Source organism: Streptomyces sp. NPDC101194, assembly GCF_044767885.1.
Classification (GTDB): Bacteria; Actinomycetota; Actinomycetes; order Streptomycetales; family Streptomycetaceae; genus Streptomyces.
On sequence record NZ_JBIWOS010000013.1, the window covers coordinates 168401 to 185465 of the forward strand.

Genomic DNA, 17065 nt, shown 5'->3' on the forward strand with positions numbered 1-17065 from the left:
TCATGGATCCACGGAGCGGGGGGCAGATGACGTCTGTGCACGAGGCGGCGCCGTCCGCCCCCGTACCGGAGCACGGCCGACAAGGACCGGTCCAGCCGCCGGCGAAGCCCCTGGCGTGGGCCATGCTGTCGCGCGCCCTCGCCGTGCCGCTCATCCTCGGCCTGGTCTGCTTCCTGCCCGCGGTGATCGCCGCGCAGCCGGGCACCGGCGTCCGCGACACCGCGTACTGGCTGCAACTCGCGCTGACCTGCTATGCGGGGGCCCGGCTCGCCACGATGATCCTGTCCACCCGGCGCCGCCTGCTGCAGGGCGTCTTCTGGATGTTCGTGTACATCGCGATGGGGGTGGCGCCGTTCGCGCAGGTGGTCATCGGGCAGACCCCGACACCGATGGTCGGGCCGCGGTCGGATCTGGTCACGGCCATCGCGCTGGTCCTGGTGGGGTGTGCGGCGTTCGACCTCGGGGCGCTGCTGGCGTCCCGGCGCCCGCTGCGCCGCCGGGCCACCGCACGCTCCGGGAGCGGTCCGGCAACGGCTCACCGGATACGGCTCAGGCTGTTGGTGGTGCTGGCCTTCGCGGCGAGCGGCTATTACATCGTGAAGCTCGGCGGGCCCGCCGTCTTCTTCACCAGTCGCCAGGAGATCAGCGCCTCGGTCGCGGCCAGCGGCGTGGTGTCGGACCAGTCCAATGTGGGGTCGGCCTTCCTCAAGGGCTTCGGTACGGTACCCGCGCTGCTCGGGCTGCTCTTCTGGACCCGTCGGCTGGTGACCTCGCGCAGGGCCCGGCGTTCCCCCTCGACGGTGCTCGTCTGGTGTGCGTTGCTGGTCCTCAACGTCATCGTCAACAACCCTGTTTCCAATGCTCGTTACTGGTTCGTCACCGTACTGGTCTCGCTCCTGTTCACCGCGTTCCCGAGCAGCGCCGCGATGTACCGCTCGGTGCTGGTCACGGGAGTGGTCGGGGCGTTGGTGCTGTTCCCGTACGCGGACCGGTTCCGCTACGACAGCGCCGGGTACCGGCCGGTGGACTCGTCGTCGGTCTTCGAGCCGCTGGCCATCAAGGACTACGACCAGGCGGTGATGTTCGCCAACACCGTCACCTGGGTCGACACCCGGGGCCACACCTATGGGCGTCAACTGACGGGCTCCGCGTTGTTCTTCGTGCCCCGGTCGGTGTGGAGCGGCAAGCCGGAGGACACGGGGGTGCGCGTCGGCCAGTGGATGGGGATGAACATGACCAACCTGTCGGCGCCGCTGTGGACCGAGCTCTGGGTCGACTTCGGCGCCCCGGGCATGGTCGGCGCGTTCGCACTGATCGGGTACGCCGCGGCGCGCACCGACCGGCGATACGCGCTCGCCGTCTCCCGGGACGGTCCGGGCCCCGGCAGCGTCCTGGCCGTCACCGCGCCGCTGATCGCCGGGTACACCTTCATCCTGTTGCGCGGACCGCTGTTGCAGTCCGTCGGGAAGCTGGCGATCGCGGCCCTCTGTCTGCTGCTGGTCACCAGTTTCAGGAGCCGGAACGGATGGCGCCCGCGCTGACGGGCGCCCGGCCGTCCACGGTGCGGCGGCTCAGCCGGGCCACCCGGGCCCACGTGGCCACCGCCTTGCAGACGGACCCCAGGCACAGGCCCCAGGCCGCGCCCGGCACCCCGCCGAGCGCGTAGCCGCAGGTGAGGAAGGCGACGGCGGCGAACGAGAAGACCACCTGGATGGAGAGAGTGGTGCGCGGGTCGAGCATGCGGAGCGCGAGCAGTCCGCAGGTCCCGATGGCCATGGCCGCGTACTGGCTGCCGGTCGCCGGGAGCAGGGCGGCCGCCGTGGGCCAGGTGTCGCCGAGCAGGTGGCGGCCGACCCCGTCGGGCAGCAGCGCGAGTGCGGTGGCCCAGGCCCCCGCGGTCAGTGCCAGTACGGCGGCGAGCGTGGCCGTGGCGCGTACCCGGCGCCGTTCGCAGGAAAGCCGTCCGAGCAGCGGCGGGCCGAAGCCGGTGGCCGAGGTGAACAGCACGTTCAGCGGCCCGAAGAGTGTGGTCGCGCCGCGCAGGGCGCCGACCACCAGCGGGTTGCCGACCGCACCGAGTCCGAGCACGGAGAGTTGGCCGGTGGCGTTGCCGACCCCGAATTCCACCACGAAGCGCCGCCCCAGATGCCCCTTTCGCAGCAGGACCTTCGGCCGCAGCGGTGTACCGGCCACCCTGCGGTGCAGCAGGACGGCCGACAGCAGCAGGGCGGGCAGTGCGGACAGCCCCCACACGGTGACGAGTCGAGCGGCCGGGGCACCGTAGGGCTGCATGGCCAACACGCCCAGGACGCACGCCAGTCTGAGTACGTCGCCGCCCAGTGCCAGGTGCGGAAGCTGCAGGGTGGAGAAGGCGTAGCGCATGGTGTCCTGTCCGAGGACCACCGGCAGAACGAGTCCCAGCGCCATCAGGGCGCGTGGCGTGGCCCCCGGGAGCGGCAGGCAGACGGCGACGAGCAGGGCGCCGAGCGCGGACGCGGCGAGCAGGGTGAAGGCGACCGCCGACCGGCACGCGCCGCCCACCTCGTCCCGTTCGCCCCGCCGCAGCACGAGCGGCTGCCCGGTGTAGGCGCCGAAGACGCCCAGGAGCACCGTGAAGACGAGGTAGACAGCCGAGAAGCGGGCGAAGTCGGCCACGGTGGAGAGCCTGGCGGCCGCCACCAGTACCAGGATGTTGGTGAGGGCCGCCACGCCCTGGTCCGCGACCGAGCAGACGATCGCGGTACGTGCCTTCATCTGTGTCCCGCGGTGGAGTCGAAGGTGCGCAGGCCCAGCGTCTGCGCCGGGTCGTCGTGATGCCCGGCGTCACCGTGGCCGTCCCCGTCGCCCCGGCCGGGCGCGGAGCCGGACCGGCCACCGCCCGCGCGGCGCTTGCGCGCCTTCTTGCGGGCCCTGCGCTCGTGCCGGCCGCGGCCGGGATGCAGCAGGGCGCCGAGCACCGTTCCACCGGCCGCCTCGATGATCTCGCGGATCCTTTCCAGGTCGCTGCGGTGCACCTCGCGCGGGTCGCAGACCACGACGACACCCTCCACCCGGTCGATCAGCGCGACGGCGTCGGCGTACGACAGCACGGGCGGGGCGAGCACGATGACGACGGCGTCCGGCCGGTCGCCCTCGGCGACGATCCGCCCGACGGGCGCCGAGGTGAGGGCGCGCGGCACGTTGTCCGTGCGACGGCCCGCTATCAGGGTGAAGGCGCCCGATCCGGGTACGTCCACGTTCATCCGGCTGTCCGACGGCCAGGCCCGCTCTCCCTCCGTCGCCCAGCGTGGCCGGGCGCCCTGCACGGCCGGGCCGAGATCCCTGGCCAGTGAGGGGGTGCGCAGATCGGCTTCGACCAGGAGTACGTCGCGTCCCATCTCGGCGAAGGCCGCGGCCAGATTGACCGCCGCGTCGGCCGCGGCGGTGCCGTCGCCGCGCGGGGCCGTGACCAGGAGTCTGCGGCGCTGGGCGAACGACGGGTCGTAGGCGAGCCGGAAGGCGACCGCCCGGTACTCCTCCGCCAGCCGGCTCCCGCTCCGCCCGATGGCGAGCAGCGTGCCCGCGGCCGCCCGCTCCCTGGGCAGGGTGCCGAGCAGCGGGGCACCGAGGGAACGGACCAGTTCCCGGGTGGAGCGCACGGCCGGGTCGAAGACCAGGCGTACCCAGGACAGCAGCAGCCCCAGCGCCAGCCCGACGACTCCGCCGAGTCCCAGCAGCAGCTCAAGCCCCGCGCCGGTGGGCTTCGTGGGCGCCACGGGCCTCTTCGTCAGATAGCCAGGAGTGGTGTCCAGGGCACGCAACTCCGAGATCTTTCTGCTGAGTTCGGAGATCGAGACCACGAGGTTGGCCCGTGCGCCGGCCACGTCGTTGCTGCCGACGGGCTGCTCCGCCAGCTGGTCCCGCTGCTCGGTGAGCGGGACCAGCTGGGCGCGGTAGCCGTCGACCATGTTGGCGATGCTGTCCTCGGTGCGCTGTCTGCGGATCTCCAGATAGGCGTCGGCGAGCGCCTCGGCCCGCGCCTTCGCCAGGGCGGGGGTGCGGCCCGTGTACGAGAAGCGGAGCACGAGAGTGTTCGGCGGGTTCGTGACCTGGAGGCCGGACAGCAGTGCTCCGACGTCCACGCGGTCGCCGTGCCGGGCCAGGGAGCCGACGGCCAGGGTGCCCACGGTGTCGCTGACCGCGGTCTGCCGCTCCGAGCCGATGTTGATGCCCTTGTCGGCGGAGGCGCCCGCGGCGAACGGGTCCGAGGCGGCGGAGCGGACGACCACCTCGCCCGTCGACGTGTAGCTGTCCTCGCCGCTCAGGGCGAGCCAGCCGCCGCCGAGCAGCCCGAGGAGCACGCCGGAGGCGAGCAGTGCCCGGTAGCGCAGGAGTTGGCGGAACTGGTCCCGCAACAGGGCGGGTTCGTCCTGGTCCTCCAGGGCGCGGATGGGCTGGGTCATCGGTGTGGTCTCCCTTGTGTGTCGGCGAGGACCTCGGTGAGCAGTGCGTCGAAGCGGGCCAGGCCCGCCTCCCGGCTCAGATGGCGTGCGACGTACCGCGGCCCGTTGGCCCCGAGCGCGTCCGCCCCGGCCGGTGCTTCGACGAGCTTGCGCACGGCCGACAGCAGCGCGGCGGGGTCCTCCGGCGCGACGAGGATCCCGGCCCCGGACCGTTGCACCTCCTGGGCCGTCCCTCCCCCGTCGGCGACCGAGGCGACGACGGGGCGGCCCGAGACGAAGTACGAGGTCAGTTTGGACGGGACGCTCATGTCGAGCACGGACGCCCGTTGCGTCACCGCGAGCACATCGGCAGCGGCGAGGATGTCCGTGAACTCGTCGGCGTCGGCCGGCGGCAGGAAATCCAGGTTGCGCAGGCCCGCCGCGCGCCCCAGCAGCGCCTCGCGCTGGTTCCCGTCCCCCATCAGCACGACGCGGATCCCCGGCGCGAGCCGGGCCGCGTCGACGAGGACCTCCAGCCCTTGTTTGAGCCCCATGTTCCCGGAGTGCAGGACCACGGGAGTGCCCTCGCTCCAGCCGAGCCTGGCCCGCGTATCGGCGCGGTCGGCCGAAGGGGCCCGGACGTGCGACCAGTTCGGGACGGTACGGATGCGGCCGGGGTCCACGCCGTACGCGGTGACGCGCGGGACGAAGGTCTCGTGGATGACTCCGACGAGGGCCGCACCGCGCAGCGCGTACCGTTCGGCCGCCGAGGCGACGGCTGCCGCCCGGCCGCCTCCCCGGATTCCGCTCTGGGCGGCGGCCGCGCCCATCAGATCCTGTACGACCGGTATGTAGGGGACCCGGTGGCGGCGTGCCAGCCGGGCTCCGGCGACCCCGCCCGCGAGGCTGGGCATCTGGGAGATCACCGCGTCCGGCGGACGCGAGACGGGCGGCGCCAGCAGCCCGTGGCCGAGCACCGTGGCCTCGAACACGGCTCTGCGCAGGGCGGTCTGACGGGACGGTACATAGTGTCTTCGCCGATGGACGGTGACCCCGGCCCGCGTCTCGACGGCCCGCCACACACCCCGGTACTCCGCGTCGGTCCGCCAGGACGGGTAGTGCGGCATGCCGGTCAGTACATGGGTGTCGGCCCCGCTCTCGGCCCAGTGCTCGGCGAGCTGCGCGGCGTACGGGCCGATGCCCGTCAGTTCCGGCGCGTAGTTCGTCGAGACGACCAGCAGCGTGCGGCCCTCGAACGGCTTGTGACGATCGGCATCTGACATGGACGCCCGCCTTCCCCCCGGAACCTTCTGTGTTCCCCCCAAGGAACAGCCCCAAAAGCGAGCTTATCCGTTCACGAGATGCGCAAGTGGTCTTCACAGTAAGGTCGTTGCACCATCAACACCGATACCGATATCCCGCGGCACCGGATGCCATGTCCGGACAATCACCCCGGGACACGGACATCACGTTCACCGTGGGGGGAGAGAACGGATGGTGCACAGGGTCGGCTACGCACCGGGGGTCTACGACCTGTTCCACATAGGGCACCTCAACATCCTGCGACATGCCCGCAGTCAGTGCGACTACCTTGTCGCAGGAGTCGTCTCGGACGAGATGGCCGCACTCGCCAAGGGCCACAAGCCGGTGATTCCGCTGCCGGAGCGGCTGGAGATCGTACGCAGTGTCCGCCATGTGGATGCCGCGTTCGTCGAGACCGTGCCCGACAAGATCGAGACCTGGCAGCAAGTCAGGTTCGACGTCATCTTCAAGGGGGACGACTGGCGGGACACGGAGAGGGGCCGGCGACTGGAGCACGACTTCGCCGAGGTCGGCGTCGAGGTGGTCTACTTCCCGTACACCGTGCACACGTCCAGCACGCAGCTGCGCCGGGTGCTGGACTCCCTCGTCAGTCCGCAGCCCGGAGCGCTTTCAGCTCCCTGAACCACTTGGCGAGGAACACCACGAGGAACAGCGCGTGCACGGCGGCGAGCGCGGCATAGCCGACGCGGAACGCGGTCCGGTCACCGAGCAGCAGGAACACCAGGCAGAACACCCCGTAGTCGGCGGGCAGCAGTGCCACGGCGCGCGCCCGGGACACCGGGGCCGGGGCGCCGTCGTCCGGTGCGGGCCGTGCGGCCGCCCTCCCCAGCTGTTCGCGCAGCAGCCCCGCGCAGAAGGTCAGCACGGCGGTGAACAGGAAGCCCAGCGGCAGGAGCAGCCAGCCGTCGGACGGCAGAACGGAGAACCGCTGGAACGAGATCAGTACAGCGGTGTGCACGAGGATCATCTTGGCGCAGTCCACGACGTGGTCCAGCCACTCGCCGTCCGGGCCGCCCCGGCCGGTCAGCCTGGCCAGTTGACCGTCGGCCGAATCGAGGGCGAAGCCGACGACCAGCCCGGTGTACACCGTGGCCGCGAGCCCCCAGGACGGCCGGACGAGTGCCACCGAGGCGATGGCCGCGAAGGTGAATGCCGCACTGATCAGGGTGACCTGATTGGGCGTCAGTCCGAGCCGGTACGCTCCTGCAGCGAACACCCGCCCGGCCGGGCGGTTCACGTATCGCGAGTACAGCGACACCCCCTTCGCCGTCTTCTGCGCACCGCGCAACTCGCGCAGAACCGTGCCTCTGCTTTCCATACGCCCCCCAGCGTGTCCCGATTTCGGCAGCGCCGGCGGTGCGCCGCGGACACCGCCGCCGGAGCCGCATCATGGCACGCGGGCCTCCCTTCGCGTGGCCACTCGTCGGCCCCCGCCCGCGCCCCCGCCCGGCCCGAACCGGCCTCACCGTCCGTACGGGCCAGGGCGGGGGCCACGGCTCAGGCAGACGCGGTGCGGCACTCCGGGTGGCCCCAGCCCTTCGTGTTCTTGGCGATCATCTCCTGTGCCGCATAAGGCTTTCCGCACTGGCAGCGGCCGGCGAACTTGGCCCGGATGGTGCCGCCGGAGCGTGCGGGACGCGTCGGGCTCCCCGCGCTCTTCACCGGGGCGCTCCTGCCCCGCCCCTCGGTCGCCCGCGCGGGGGCGGGCGTCGGGAACTGCTCGGAGCCGTGTGCGGTACCGGCCGGCCGCTGTGCCACCGCGGCCTCGCTGGCCGCCTGGTCGGCAAGGGCGTTGAGCGGGTCGCCGTCGACCTGGTGGGCGGGCACGTGGACGAAGTTCACGGTCCGGCCGGTCAGGAGGGCGTCGATCCCGGCCACCAGGTCACGGTTGGCCACGGGTTTGCCGGCCGAGGTCTTCCAGCCGTTGCGCTTCCACCCGGGCAGCCACTTGGTCACGGCGTTCATCGCGTACTGCGAATCCATCCGCACCTCGATCGGCACGGACGGGTCCGTGGACTCCAACAACTCACGCAATGCCGTGAGTTCGGCGACATTGTTGGTGGCGGTCCCCAACGGTCCCGCCTCCCAGCGCTCCGGACGCCCCTGCGCGTCGGCCACGACCCACGCCCAGGCCGCAGGCCCCGGATTGCCCTTCGATGCCCCGTCACACGCGGCGATGATGCTCTCGTTCATGCCGTTGATCATGCCAGCGCCGCAGCACCCCTCCCGCACGCCATGACGCTGAGTGACGATTCGAGGTGCGGTGACGCGACGGCACTGGTTCTCTGATGGAGCCCGCTCTTCCCAACCGCACAAGGAGCGATGATGAGCGTTGCACGTGAATCCGGTGACCGTGCGCAGGAGCTGCGCGACAAGGCCCGGCACATGACCGAGGCCGCGGAGCGCACCACCGACCCTGAGCAGCGTCAGCGGCTTCAGGAGAAGGCCCGGAAGCTGCAGGAGCAGAGTGAGCAGCAGGGCAAGATGGGTGGCGGCAACATCCGCCCGCCCAAGTAGCACCTGCCGCGCGTAGCACCCGCCTCACGCAGTACCTGTCTCACGCGAACGGCCGACGTCTTGCCGCTCTTCCATGGGTGAGTGGCAAGCCGTCGGCCGCCCGGCCCCGGCATCCCTGCACATCGGCGATGCGGCCGTCGTCCTCGCGTTCCGAGCCGCTTCAGTACGGGTGTTTGTTCGCCTTGTTCGCCCACGCCTCGTAGGACGTGGCCCCCAGCTCGGGGTGGAGCTGTTCGAGAGTGATGCTCCGCCGGTCCGGGGGTTTCGCGAAGTCTTCGTACTGGAAGACGTCGTCGAAGCCGATGTCCTGAGTTGCCTTCCAGTCACAGCTGTAGTAAACGGCACTGATGCGGGACCAGTAGATGGCGCTCATGCACATGGGGCACGGGGCACCGCTGGTGTAGATCGCGCATCCCTGCAGCATCCGAGCGCGCTCGGGCACCACGTCGGGGGAACCCTCCGGCCGAGGCACCAGTTTCAGGGTGTACGCGTTCTGGTGCTCCTCGGAAATGCTGGGCGCCTCCGGATTGAGCACCTGTACAGCCTTGCGGATGGCCTCCACCTCACCGTGCGCGGTCGGATCGGCTGTGAGAAGGACACGATTCTGCCCGCGAGCGATGATCTCGCCGTCGTTGGTGATCACCGCACCGAACGGTCCGCCCCAGCCGTTCTCGACGGCCTCGGTGGCCAGTCGAACCGCTTCGGCCATGAACTCCTTGTGTCCCATCTCAAGATCCTCCCGCTCACCGAGGCGGAATTTTTCCCCATTTGTCCGATAACTCCTTTTAGAACTAGACTACTCCGCATGAGTACCCGTGCAAGCCGTGACCCCAGCGGCAGCGCAACGGTGGTGATCTCCCAGAGGGTCCGGGCCGGCCGGGACGAGGACTACAAGCGCTGGCAGGAGAAGACCAACGAGGTCGCGCGAGGCTTCGACGGGTTCCAGGGGACGGAGTTGTACCCGCCCGCCTCCGGCGAGGAGAGCGAGTGGGTCGTCGTTTTCCGATTCTCCCGTGTCGAGCAGCTGACCGAGTGGCTGGACTCGAACGCGCGTCGGCAGCTCCTCGACGAAGGCCGCCCGCTGTTCGACGGACCCCCCACGCAAGAGGTGCTCTCCGGTGGCACGCCGACGGAGGACGTCGTCACTGCGGTCGTGTCGCACGACGTGCGACCGGGGCACGAGCAGGACTTCATGCACTGGCAGGAGAAGATCCTCAAGGAACAGGAGAGGCATCCTGGTTTCATGGGGTCGGAACTCTTCAGTCCGGTGGAGGGAGTTCAGGACCGCTGGGTGGTCGCCTTCCGTTTCGACACACGCGAGCACCTGGACGAATGGCTGGGATCCGAGGCTCGCGAAAGGCTCCTGACGGAAGGGCGCGAGTACTTCGGTTCCTACGACGTGCGCAAGATCGGATCGGCGTTCGGCTCCTGGTTCCGCTTCGGTGAGGGGGCGGCGGAAGGGGCTCCGCCCAACTGGAAACAGGCCATGTCCGTGGTTCTGGCCCTGTACCCGACGGTGATGATCCTGAACCTGACGGTCGGTGAGTGGCTCGACCACCTGGGAGTGCCCGGATATCTGGCTCTGTTCATCAGCAACGTACTGAGTGTGAGCATTCTGACCTGGTTGCTGATGCCGCTGGTCAACCGAGCGCTCGGCTTCTGGCTGCTGCCCGCCAGGGCGCGGTCCGTCCGTGCCCACGTGGCGGGCGCCGCGCTGGTTGCGGTGTGCTACCTGGTGTTGGTCACCGTCTTCGGCCTGACCACGGGTTAGGAGCAGGGCGCTTCGGCTTCGTCCACGGCCGCAGCCCGTGCGAGTCCGGGAGTTCCGCGATGCGCGACAGAGAACCGATCGGAGCGATCGAAGGGGAGCTCGTCCAGCGCGGCGACGCCGACTACGACGCGATCCTGGCAGGCATGGTGTGGAACGGGCGCAAGCCCGAGCGGTTCCCGGAACTGATCGTCCGCGCCGCTTCGGAACGGGATGTTCCCGGGGCCATCGGGCTGGCTCGTCGCCGCGGGCTCCGCATCGCGGTGCGGGCGGGCGGGCACAGCTGGTGCGGTTCTTCCGTCCGTTCCAACGGCCTGCTCATCGACCTCTCCCGGCTCCGGCGGTGCGACATCCACACGGCTTCCGCGACGGCGGCGGTGCAGCCCGCCGTGACCGGCAGCGCACTCGCTCCGGAACTCGCGGAGCGCGGCTTCTCCTTTCCCACGGGGCATTGCGGTTCGGTCGCCGTCGGCGGTTATCTCCTCGGCGGGGGTCTCGGCTGGAATTCCGGCGCCCTGGGGCCGGCCTGTCGGAGCGTCCAGGAAATCGAAGCCGTGACCGCGGACGGCGGGACGGTCCGGTGCAACAGGGACGAGAATCCCGACCTGCTCTGGGCGGCGCGCGGAGCAGGTCCGGGTTTCTTCGCCGTCGTCACCCGTTTTCACCTCCGCCTGAACCGGCTTCCCGCAGCGATCATGTCGACCACGTTCGCCTTTCCCCTCGCAGACCGCCATGAGGTGACGAACTGGGCCGTCGAAACCGCACACGGTCTTCAACCGACCGTGGAATTGACCCTCGTACTCGCAACAGCCGCCCCGCACATGACGAGAGCGAGGCCGCGGCCGAAGGTGATCACCGTCGCCGCCACCGCCTTCGCGGATTCGCGCGAGCAGGCCGTCCAGGATCTCGGGCCGCTCCGGAACTGCCCCTTCGCCGATCGGTCCCTCTTCCGCGAGACGGACCGACCGACATCCTTCAATGCCCTCTACAAAGCCTCCGACGACCTGTGGCCCGCGCATCACCGCTACGCGGCCGACACCCTGTGGTCCGACTCCGACCTCGGGACGCTGCTGTCCGCGCTCGGCGACGCGATGGAGAGGGCCCCCTCCGACAAATCACTCGTCCTGGCACCCGTATCACCCGCGTCGCACGACGCGGATCTGCTGCGCGGCATGGCGTTCTCGGTGCTCGGATCGAGCTACGTCGTCCCGTACGCCGTCTGGGACGATCCCGCGGAGGATGACATCAACGCCCGTTGGCTGCGCGAGACGATGAGCGCCGTGGCGCCCCTCGGGACGGGCCACTACATCGCCGAGGCCGACCTCCGCGCCGACCCCACCCGCGCGGAGCGGTCCTACACGGCGCGCGACTGGCGACGGCTTCAGGAGCTGAGGGACCGGTACGACCCGGAGGGCGCCTTCCACTCCTACCTCACGCCCTGAGGTCCTCGGTCGGCGGAGGAAGACTCCGGTCGCCCACCCCGGCCCCCTGCTGGGGGTCCTTCCCGGAATTTCACAGGCGAGGAAGGCGCGGTGGGGCACCGAGCGTGCGGCACATCCGCCCGCTCCCTTCCTGTTGACGTTCGTCCGATGAAGGACCTAGGTTGCGGTAAGCGCTTTCCAGCCCCTGCCCGGGAGACTTGGGACATGAGCAGTCCACTGCGCATCACGCATGCCCACGGCGACCGGATCACGGTCACGGAGGAGCGGCGCGGCATCGACCTGATCAGCTATGTCTACCGCCCGGAGGCGGCCTGGGAGGCTCCGAAGCCGTACGCCCATCCCATGCGCACACTTGCCGATGACGTTGTCACGGACTATCGGCCCAATGATCACCGCTGGCACAAGGGCCTCCAGATGACGGCCTCCCATCTGTCCGGGCAGAACCTGTGGGGAGGCAACACCTATGTGCACGGCCAGGACTACCTGCCGCTGCCCGAACGGGTCGGTTCGATGGCACACCTCGGGTTCGACGAGGTGGCGGCGGAAGCCGGACGCGCGGTCATCGCGGAGCGGCTGAGCTGGCGCCACCACGACGGCACGCACTGGGCGGACGAGCGGCGGCGCATCGAACTGCACGACGTGGAACACGCCGGATCCGGCACCGGTGCGGCAGGCACCGGAGGGAGTTGGACGCTGACCTGGTCGAGCGCGATCACCAATCGGCGCGCCGAGCCGCTGCACTTCGGCAGCCCCACGACACACGGCCGGGAGGCGGCGGGATACACCGGTCTCTTCTGGCGCGGGCCGCGCGCCTTCCGGGGCGGGCGGATCCTCGGGCCGGACGGCTCGGGACCGGAGTTGATGGGGACGCAGGCACCGTGGCTGGCCTACATCGGCGAGCACGACGGCACCGACGGCCACGCCACACTGATCTTCCGGCACGCTCCGGAGAACGACCACTCGGGAGAGGGCGGGACCCACCCGGCACACTGGTTCGTCCGCAACGAGCCCTTCGCCGCCGTCGCCCCCTCCTTCGCGTTCCACGACGAACTGGAGCTGGCCCCTGGCGACACCCTGTCCCGCCGCTACCGGGTCACCGTCGCGGACGGGGCATGGGACCGTGAGCGGATCGCCGAACACCTCGCGGAGCACCCGTGGTGAACCAGGGAGATCGCCGCAGTGGCCGGGCTCGGGATCGGTACCTTCGAGATCAGGGCACGGGGTCACGAGGCGGACGGAACGGCGTGGGCGCTGGAGCGCGCGGCCCCGCACGGTGTCGGTTTCGCCGCCTTTCACGGTGATGCCGTCCACCGCCGCCCGGTCACGATGTCGCCGACCGGGCCGGCGCGATGGAGCGCGGGCCGGACCGAGGGGCCGCAGGACGGTCCCGGTCCCGGGTTCCTCTTGCGTACGTAATGGGAAAACGCTTTCAGTGCAGCTATCGTATCCCCATGCAGAGCCAGGTCAATCGACGTTCCGCCCGCCCCCGCCCGCCGTCCGCCGTGACGCTCCAGCAGGTCGCGCAGGACGCCGGGGTCTCTCTCGCCACGGCTTCGCGCGTTCTCAGCGACAGCGACCGCAACGTCACCCAGGAGCTCCAGGAGCGCGTCCTGGAGGCCGCCGCCCGGCTCCGCTACGTGTCCAACGCGCCGGCCCGCGCGCTCGTGCAGTCCACGACGTCCATCGTCGGTCTGATCGTCCACGATGTGAACGACGCCTACTACTCCGCCATCGCGGCCGGTGTCATGGAGGTCGCCCGCGACCACAAGCTCCTCGTGATGCTGGCCGGCACCTTCCATGAGCCCGGACTCCAGGCGGAGTACGTGGCACGGCTGCGGGCGCAGCGGGCCCGTGCCGTCGTCCTCGCCGGTTCGGGCTTCACCGGCGGGAGCCCCGCGCTCACCCAGGAGCTGGAGGCGTTCGCGGCGCAGGGCGGCCGGGTGACCGCGGTCGCGCACCAGGACCTTCCGGTGGACACGATCGTGCCGGGAAACCGCGAGGGCGGCCGGGCGGTGGCCGAACACCTCGCCCGGCTGGGGCACACGGAGATCGGCATCATCTGCGGACCGCTGGCGCTGGTCTCCGTACAGGACCGGCTGCACGGCTTCCTGGAGCGGGCGGCCGAACTGGGCATCGCCGTCCAGGAGCGCCATCGTGTGGAGGCCGACTTCACCCGGGAGGGCGGGCGGGCCGCGGCCGTGCAGCTGTTCCGCAGGTCGCCGGGGATCACCGCGCTCTTCGCGCTCAATGACGCCATGGCGCTCGGGGCGCTGGCGGCGCTCCGTGACGACCTCGGGCGGAGCGTACCCGCCGATGTCTCCGTCGTCGGTTTCGACGATCTGCCGGTGGCCTGCGACGTCACGCCCGCGTTGACGACGGTGCGGCTGCCGCTCGAAGAGATCGGCCGCCGCGCGCTGCTGCTGGCCCTCGGCGACGCGACGGCTTCGCCGCGCACGCTCGCCGTGCCGTCGCGCCTGGTGGTGCGGGCCAGCACGGCGCCGCCGCCCCGCACGGCCGACTGAGGCATGACCGCCCGGGGCCCCGTCCGACGGGCCACTGAATTGATGCATTGAGCCGACAACTCCTCAGCTTTACGCGTCAAGTTGCCGATCATTTCGCTGCAACCCTCTTGAAATAACGCGTTAATCGCCGCCACACTGTGATCAACGGCGATTGACGCGTCAAATCCGGGAGGATGGTGGCTGGATGGGTACGTCAGGACCCAAGTACCAGCGGATCAAGGATGAGTTGCGGGCCGAGGTGGCACGCGACGAGTACGAGGCCGGTGCTCCGTTCATCACTCAGAACCAACTGCGTGAGCGTTTCGGCGTCAGCTCCACCACCGCCGTCCGGGCGCTCAACGACCTCGTCGCGGAAGGGCTGCTGGTACGGCGCCGGGGGCTGGGCACCTTCGTCGCCGATCCCTCGGACCGACCCGCGGAACCTTCCCCGGCGCACCGGTCCGGTGTGGTCGCCTGCATCATCAGCGGCCAGGGCCCGTACCAGTCCGAGGTGCTGCGCGGGATCGAGTCGGGCTGTTCGGACCGCGGGCTGCGGCTGTTCTTCTCCGACTCCGTGATCCATATGACGGACACGGGGCACGCCGACCACAGCGCGTCCGTGGCCCGCCAGGACCAGGCGCTGCGCCAGGCCGTCGAGGACCAGGTCGACGGAATCATCCTCTACCCCGTCCAGGGAGCGCCCGATCTCGACCTGCTGGACGAGATCCGGCGTCTGCACATCCCCATGGTCCTGGTGGACCGGTATTTTCCCGGCCTCGCGATCGACGCCGTCACCGCCGACAACTACGACGTCGGCTACCGGGTCACCGAGCACCTGCTGGCCGACGGCCACCAACGCATTGCGACGCTCTGGGGCGAGACACAGTGCACCAGCGTCCACGACCGGATGACCGGGCACAAGCAGGCGCTGCGCGCCCATGACCAGCCCCTGCTCCCCCAGTTGACCGCGCTGCGCTCCTACACGGCACTGCCCGAGGAGGACCGCAAGCAGTGGCTGTCCGAGCTGCTCGCCGCGCCCGAGCCGCCGACCGCCCTGTTGTGCGCGCACGGCTTCGCCGTCGCCACCGCCGCCTCCGATCTGGCCTCGCTCGGCATCGCCGTGCCCGACGACATCGTGCTGGCCGGTATGGACGACGTGGGCCCCTACGATCTGCTGCCGCTCACCAGTTTCGCGGCCCGGCTGCCCGCCAGGGAGATCGGCAGCCGGGCGGTCGAGCAACTGGTCACCCGGATCGCGGAGCGCACGGCGGGCGAGGACCCGTACCGCAGCGCCGAGCAGATCGTGCTCCCCGTCCGGATCAGGACGCGCGAGTCCGTGCCGGTCCGGCTCCGTACCGTCGCCGCCCGTCGGCCCTGAGGAAGGAGACTCCTGTGTCCGCCGCACCCGCATCCCGTACCCGCGAACTCGGGACCGACGTCCTGGTGGTCGGTGCCGGCCTCGGTGGCCTCGCCGCCGCGCTGACCGCCGCCCGGTTCGGCCACCGCGTCGTGCTCACCGAGGCGACCGACTGGCCCGGCGGCCTTTTCACCGCCCAGGCGGTCCCGCTCGCCGACGGCCACCGCATCGAACTGGACCCCGTCTCGCCCGGATACCGCGATCTGCGCGAACGGATACGCGACTTCTACCGGCGCAACTACCCGCTGCGCCCGGAGCCGTACGCCGACCCGCTGCTGAACCCCGGGCTCAGTACCACCGGTCATCTCAGCCACGAACCGCGCGCCGCACTCGCCGTCGTCCAGGAGCTGCTCACCCCGCATCTCGCCTCGGGCCGGCTCACCCTGCTGCTCCGCCACCGCCCGGTGGCGGCCCATACGACCGGGGACCGGGTGGCCGCGGTCACCCTGGAGGCAGCGGACGGCGAGCTGCTGACGGTCGGCGCTCCGTACGTCGTCGACGCGACGGACCTGGGCGAGCTGCTCGACCTCGCCGGCGTCGAACACGTCACCGGTGCCGAGTCCCGCGAGGAGACCGGTGAACCGCACGCGGCCGCCGTCGACGATCCGCTGGACCAGCAGCCGGTCTCCTGGGTCTTCGCGCTCGACCACCGCCCCGGCGAGGACCACACCGTCGACCGGCCCGCCGGTTACGACCGATGGTCCGACTCCTTCTCCTGGGACATCGGGGAACCCGGTGGTGCCCCGGCCCGCTCCGTGCCGCTCTTCCTGCACGAGCCGGACGAGGTCCCGCCGTGGGCCGCGCCGCCCAACGACCGCTGGCACCGGCTGCGGGCGCTCGCCCGGAGCCGGTACCTGCCCGGCACCTTCGACAGCGACATCACCCTCGTCGACTGGGAGCAGACGGCCTACACGCAACTGCCGCTCGCCGGACGCGGGGACGAGGTACGCGCCCGTGCCGAGCGGGAGGCCCGCGAGCAGGCGCTGTCGTTCCTCTACTGGATGCAGACACGCGCGCCCCGGCACGACGGCGGGCACGGCTATCCTGAGCTGCGCCTGCGGCCGGATGCCACCGGCACGGCCGACGGGTTCGCCAAGACACCGCATGTACGCGAATCGCGGCGCATCCGGGCCGAGTTCACCCTGCTGGAGCACCATCTGACCGCTGCCGCACGGGCCGGGACCCCGGGCGCCGAAACCTTCACGGACAGCGTGGGCACCCTGCGTTCCCGGATCACCTTGCACCCGGGGAACAGTGGCGGCGCGGGCCTGGACCTGGAGTGCCTTCCGTTCCAGCTGCCGCTGGGCGCCCTGCTGCCGGTACGGGTGGAGAACCTTCTCCCGGCCGGGCGGAACATCGGTGCGACACATCTCAGCGCGCCCGCGCTCGGCGGGCACGCGGGCCAGTGGACCATCGGCGAGGCCGTCGGCGCGCTGGTGTCGTACTGCCTGGAGCACCGGCTGCCGCCGCGCGCGGTCCGCGGGGCCGAGCACCGGCTCGCCTCCTTCCAGGGCCGGTTGAGGGAATCGCTCGGCCTCGCACTCGACTGGCCGGACCGGCTCCGCACCGGACCCGTGACCAGTGCCGGGGCGCTCTACGCCGCTCTCTGAGACCCACTGCCCCTCCTTCGGGAAGGGCCCTTCACCGACGTGCTGGAAAACGCTTACCAACTTCGG

At 70.8% G+C, this 17065-nt stretch carries 15 protein-coding genes; 9 read left to right on the forward strand and 6 right to left on the reverse strand.

Annotated elements, in window-relative coordinates:
* Positions 1-26: 26 nt before the first annotated feature.
* Positions 27-1541 carry a hypothetical protein gene (locus ACIRP2_RS35050; protein WP_404257526.1) on the forward strand — a complete coding sequence of 505 codons (1515 nt, stop codon included), beginning with the start codon at positions 27-29 and terminating at the stop codon, positions 1539-1541.
* Here the strand turns inward: ACIRP2_RS35050 and ACIRP2_RS35055 are convergent.
* From ACIRP2_RS35055 to ACIRP2_RS35065, 3 genes are read right to left on the reverse strand one after another with little or no spacing between them, the layout of a single operon-like run.
* Positions 1510-2754, reverse strand: coding sequence for a hypothetical protein (locus ACIRP2_RS35055; protein WP_404257528.1), 1245 nt, complete (start codon positions 2752-2754; stop codon positions 1510-1512). The two genes, ACIRP2_RS35050 and ACIRP2_RS35055, sit on opposite strands and share 32 nt — an antisense overlap.
* Positions 2751-4442 carry a lipopolysaccharide biosynthesis protein gene (locus tag ACIRP2_RS35060; protein ID WP_404257530.1) on the reverse strand — a complete coding sequence of 564 codons (1692 nt, stop codon included), beginning with the start codon at positions 4440-4442 and terminating at the stop codon, positions 2751-2753. The genes ACIRP2_RS35055 and ACIRP2_RS35060 overlap by 4 nt, the downstream gene beginning before the upstream one ends.
* Positions 4439-5704, reverse strand: coding sequence for a glycosyltransferase (locus ACIRP2_RS35065; protein WP_404257532.1), 1266 nt, complete (start codon positions 5702-5704; stop codon positions 4439-4441). The genes ACIRP2_RS35060 and ACIRP2_RS35065 overlap by 4 nt, the downstream gene beginning before the upstream one ends.
* Positions 5705-5915: 211 nt before the next feature.
* Between ACIRP2_RS35065 and ACIRP2_RS35070 the strand changes: the two genes are divergently transcribed.
* Positions 5916-6365, forward strand: coding sequence for an adenylyltransferase/cytidyltransferase family protein (locus tag ACIRP2_RS35070; RefSeq protein WP_404257534.1), 450 nt, complete (start codon positions 5916-5918; stop codon positions 6363-6365).
* On the opposite strand, the gene ACIRP2_RS35075 is transcribed toward ACIRP2_RS35070, so the two are convergent.
* Together ACIRP2_RS35075 and ACIRP2_RS35080 are read right to left on the reverse strand one after the other, a co-directional pair.
* Positions 6331-7062: a CDP-alcohol phosphatidyltransferase family protein gene (locus tag ACIRP2_RS35075; RefSeq protein WP_404257536.1), complete on the reverse strand. Its 732-nt coding sequence runs from the start codon at positions 7060-7062 to the stop codon at positions 6331-6333. The genes ACIRP2_RS35070 and ACIRP2_RS35075 overlap by 35 nt on opposite strands.
* A gap of 179 nt (positions 7063-7241) precedes the next feature.
* Positions 7242-7937 (reverse strand): ribonuclease H, encoded by a 696-nt coding sequence (locus ACIRP2_RS35080; protein ID WP_404257538.1) that lies wholly within the window; start codon positions 7935-7937, stop codon positions 7242-7244.
* Positions 7938-8069: 132 nt separating this feature from the next.
* On the opposite strand from ACIRP2_RS35080, the gene ACIRP2_RS35085 reads away from it, so the two are divergent.
* Positions 8070-8261 carry a DUF6381 family protein gene (locus ACIRP2_RS35085; RefSeq protein WP_404257540.1) on the forward strand — a complete coding sequence of 64 codons (192 nt, stop codon included), beginning with the start codon at positions 8070-8072 and terminating at the stop codon, positions 8259-8261.
* 160 nt (positions 8262-8421) lie between these two features.
* Here the strand turns inward: ACIRP2_RS35085 and ACIRP2_RS35090 are convergent, their stop codons facing one another.
* Positions 8422-8988 (reverse strand): nucleoside deaminase, encoded by a 567-nt coding sequence (locus ACIRP2_RS35090; protein ID WP_404257542.1) that lies wholly within the window; start codon positions 8986-8988, stop codon positions 8422-8424.
* A gap of 78 nt (positions 8989-9066) precedes the next feature.
* Here ACIRP2_RS35090 and ACIRP2_RS35095 point away from each other — a divergent pair, with 78 nt between their 5' ends.
* From ACIRP2_RS35095 to ACIRP2_RS35120, 6 genes are all read left to right on the forward strand, one after another.
* Complete coding sequence (locus tag ACIRP2_RS35095; RefSeq protein ID WP_404257544.1) at positions 9067-10032, forward strand: antibiotic biosynthesis monooxygenase; 966 nt, start codon at positions 9067-9069, stop codon at positions 10030-10032.
* A gap of 59 nt (positions 10033-10091) precedes the next feature.
* Positions 10092-11471 (forward strand): FAD-binding oxidoreductase, encoded by a 1380-nt coding sequence (locus ACIRP2_RS35100; protein WP_404257546.1) that lies wholly within the window; start codon positions 10092-10094, stop codon positions 11469-11471.
* 204 nt (positions 11472-11675) lie between these two features.
* Entirely contained in the window at positions 11676-12632 is a 957-nt protein-coding gene (locus ACIRP2_RS35105) for a PmoA family protein (protein ID WP_404257548.1), read from the forward strand.
* Positions 12633-12922: 290 nt separating this feature from the next.
* On the forward strand, positions 12923-13993 hold the full coding sequence (locus tag ACIRP2_RS35110) for a LacI family DNA-binding transcriptional regulator (protein WP_404257550.1): 1071 nt from the start codon (positions 12923-12925) through the stop codon (positions 13991-13993).
* Between the two features lie 184 nt (positions 13994-14177).
* Positions 14178-15350, forward strand: a complete 1173-nt coding sequence (locus tag ACIRP2_RS35115) for a substrate-binding domain-containing protein (protein ID WP_404257552.1) — start codon at positions 14178-14180, stop codon at positions 15348-15350.
* A gap of 14 nt (positions 15351-15364) precedes the next feature.
* Positions 15365-16999, forward strand: a complete 1635-nt coding sequence (locus ACIRP2_RS35120) for an FAD-dependent oxidoreductase (RefSeq protein WP_404257554.1) — start codon at positions 15365-15367, stop codon at positions 16997-16999.
* Positions 17000-17065: the final 66 nt, after the last annotated feature.

What these genes read in the sequence shown, in the direction of transcription:
- ACIRP2_RS35050 (WP_404257526.1), top strand. Translation starts at nt 27, where the DNA reads ATGACGTCTGTGCACGAGGCGGCGCCGTCCGCCCCCGTACCGGAGCAC.
- ACIRP2_RS35055 (WP_404257528.1), bottom strand. Translation starts at nt 2,754, where the DNA reads ATGAAGGCACGTACCGCGATCGTCTGCTCGGTCGCGGACCAGGGCGTG.
- ACIRP2_RS35060 (WP_404257530.1), bottom strand. Translation starts at nt 4,442, where the DNA reads ATGACCCAGCCCATCCGCGCCCTGGAGGACCAGGACGAACCCGCCCTG.
- ACIRP2_RS35065 (WP_404257532.1), bottom strand. Translation starts at nt 5,704, where the DNA reads ATGTCAGATGCCGATCGTCACAAGCCGTTCGAGGGCCGCACGCTGCTG.
- ACIRP2_RS35070 (WP_404257534.1), top strand. Translation starts at nt 5,916, where the DNA reads ATGGTGCACAGGGTCGGCTACGCACCGGGGGTCTACGACCTGTTCCAC.
- ACIRP2_RS35075 (WP_404257536.1), bottom strand. Translation starts at nt 7,062, where the DNA reads ATGGAAAGCAGAGGCACGGTTCTGCGCGAGTTGCGCGGTGCGCAGAAG.
- ACIRP2_RS35080 (WP_404257538.1), bottom strand. Translation starts at nt 7,937, where the DNA reads ATGAACGAGAGCATCATCGCCGCGTGTGACGGGGCATCGAAGGGCAAT.
- ACIRP2_RS35085 (WP_404257540.1), top strand. Translation starts at nt 8,070, where the DNA reads ATGAGCGTTGCACGTGAATCCGGTGACCGTGCGCAGGAGCTGCGCGAC.
- ACIRP2_RS35090 (WP_404257542.1), bottom strand. Translation starts at nt 8,988, where the DNA reads ATGGGACACAAGGAGTTCATGGCCGAAGCGGTTCGACTGGCCACCGAG.
- ACIRP2_RS35095 (WP_404257544.1), top strand. Translation starts at nt 9,067, where the DNA reads ATGAGTACCCGTGCAAGCCGTGACCCCAGCGGCAGCGCAACGGTGGTG.
- ACIRP2_RS35100 (WP_404257546.1), top strand. Translation starts at nt 10,092, where the DNA reads ATGCGCGACAGAGAACCGATCGGAGCGATCGAAGGGGAGCTCGTCCAG.
- ACIRP2_RS35105 (WP_404257548.1), top strand. Translation starts at nt 11,676, where the DNA reads ATGAGCAGTCCACTGCGCATCACGCATGCCCACGGCGACCGGATCACG.
- ACIRP2_RS35110 (WP_404257550.1), top strand. Translation starts at nt 12,923, where the DNA reads ATGCAGAGCCAGGTCAATCGACGTTCCGCCCGCCCCCGCCCGCCGTCC.
- ACIRP2_RS35115 (WP_404257552.1), top strand. Translation starts at nt 14,178, where the DNA reads ATGGGTACGTCAGGACCCAAGTACCAGCGGATCAAGGATGAGTTGCGG.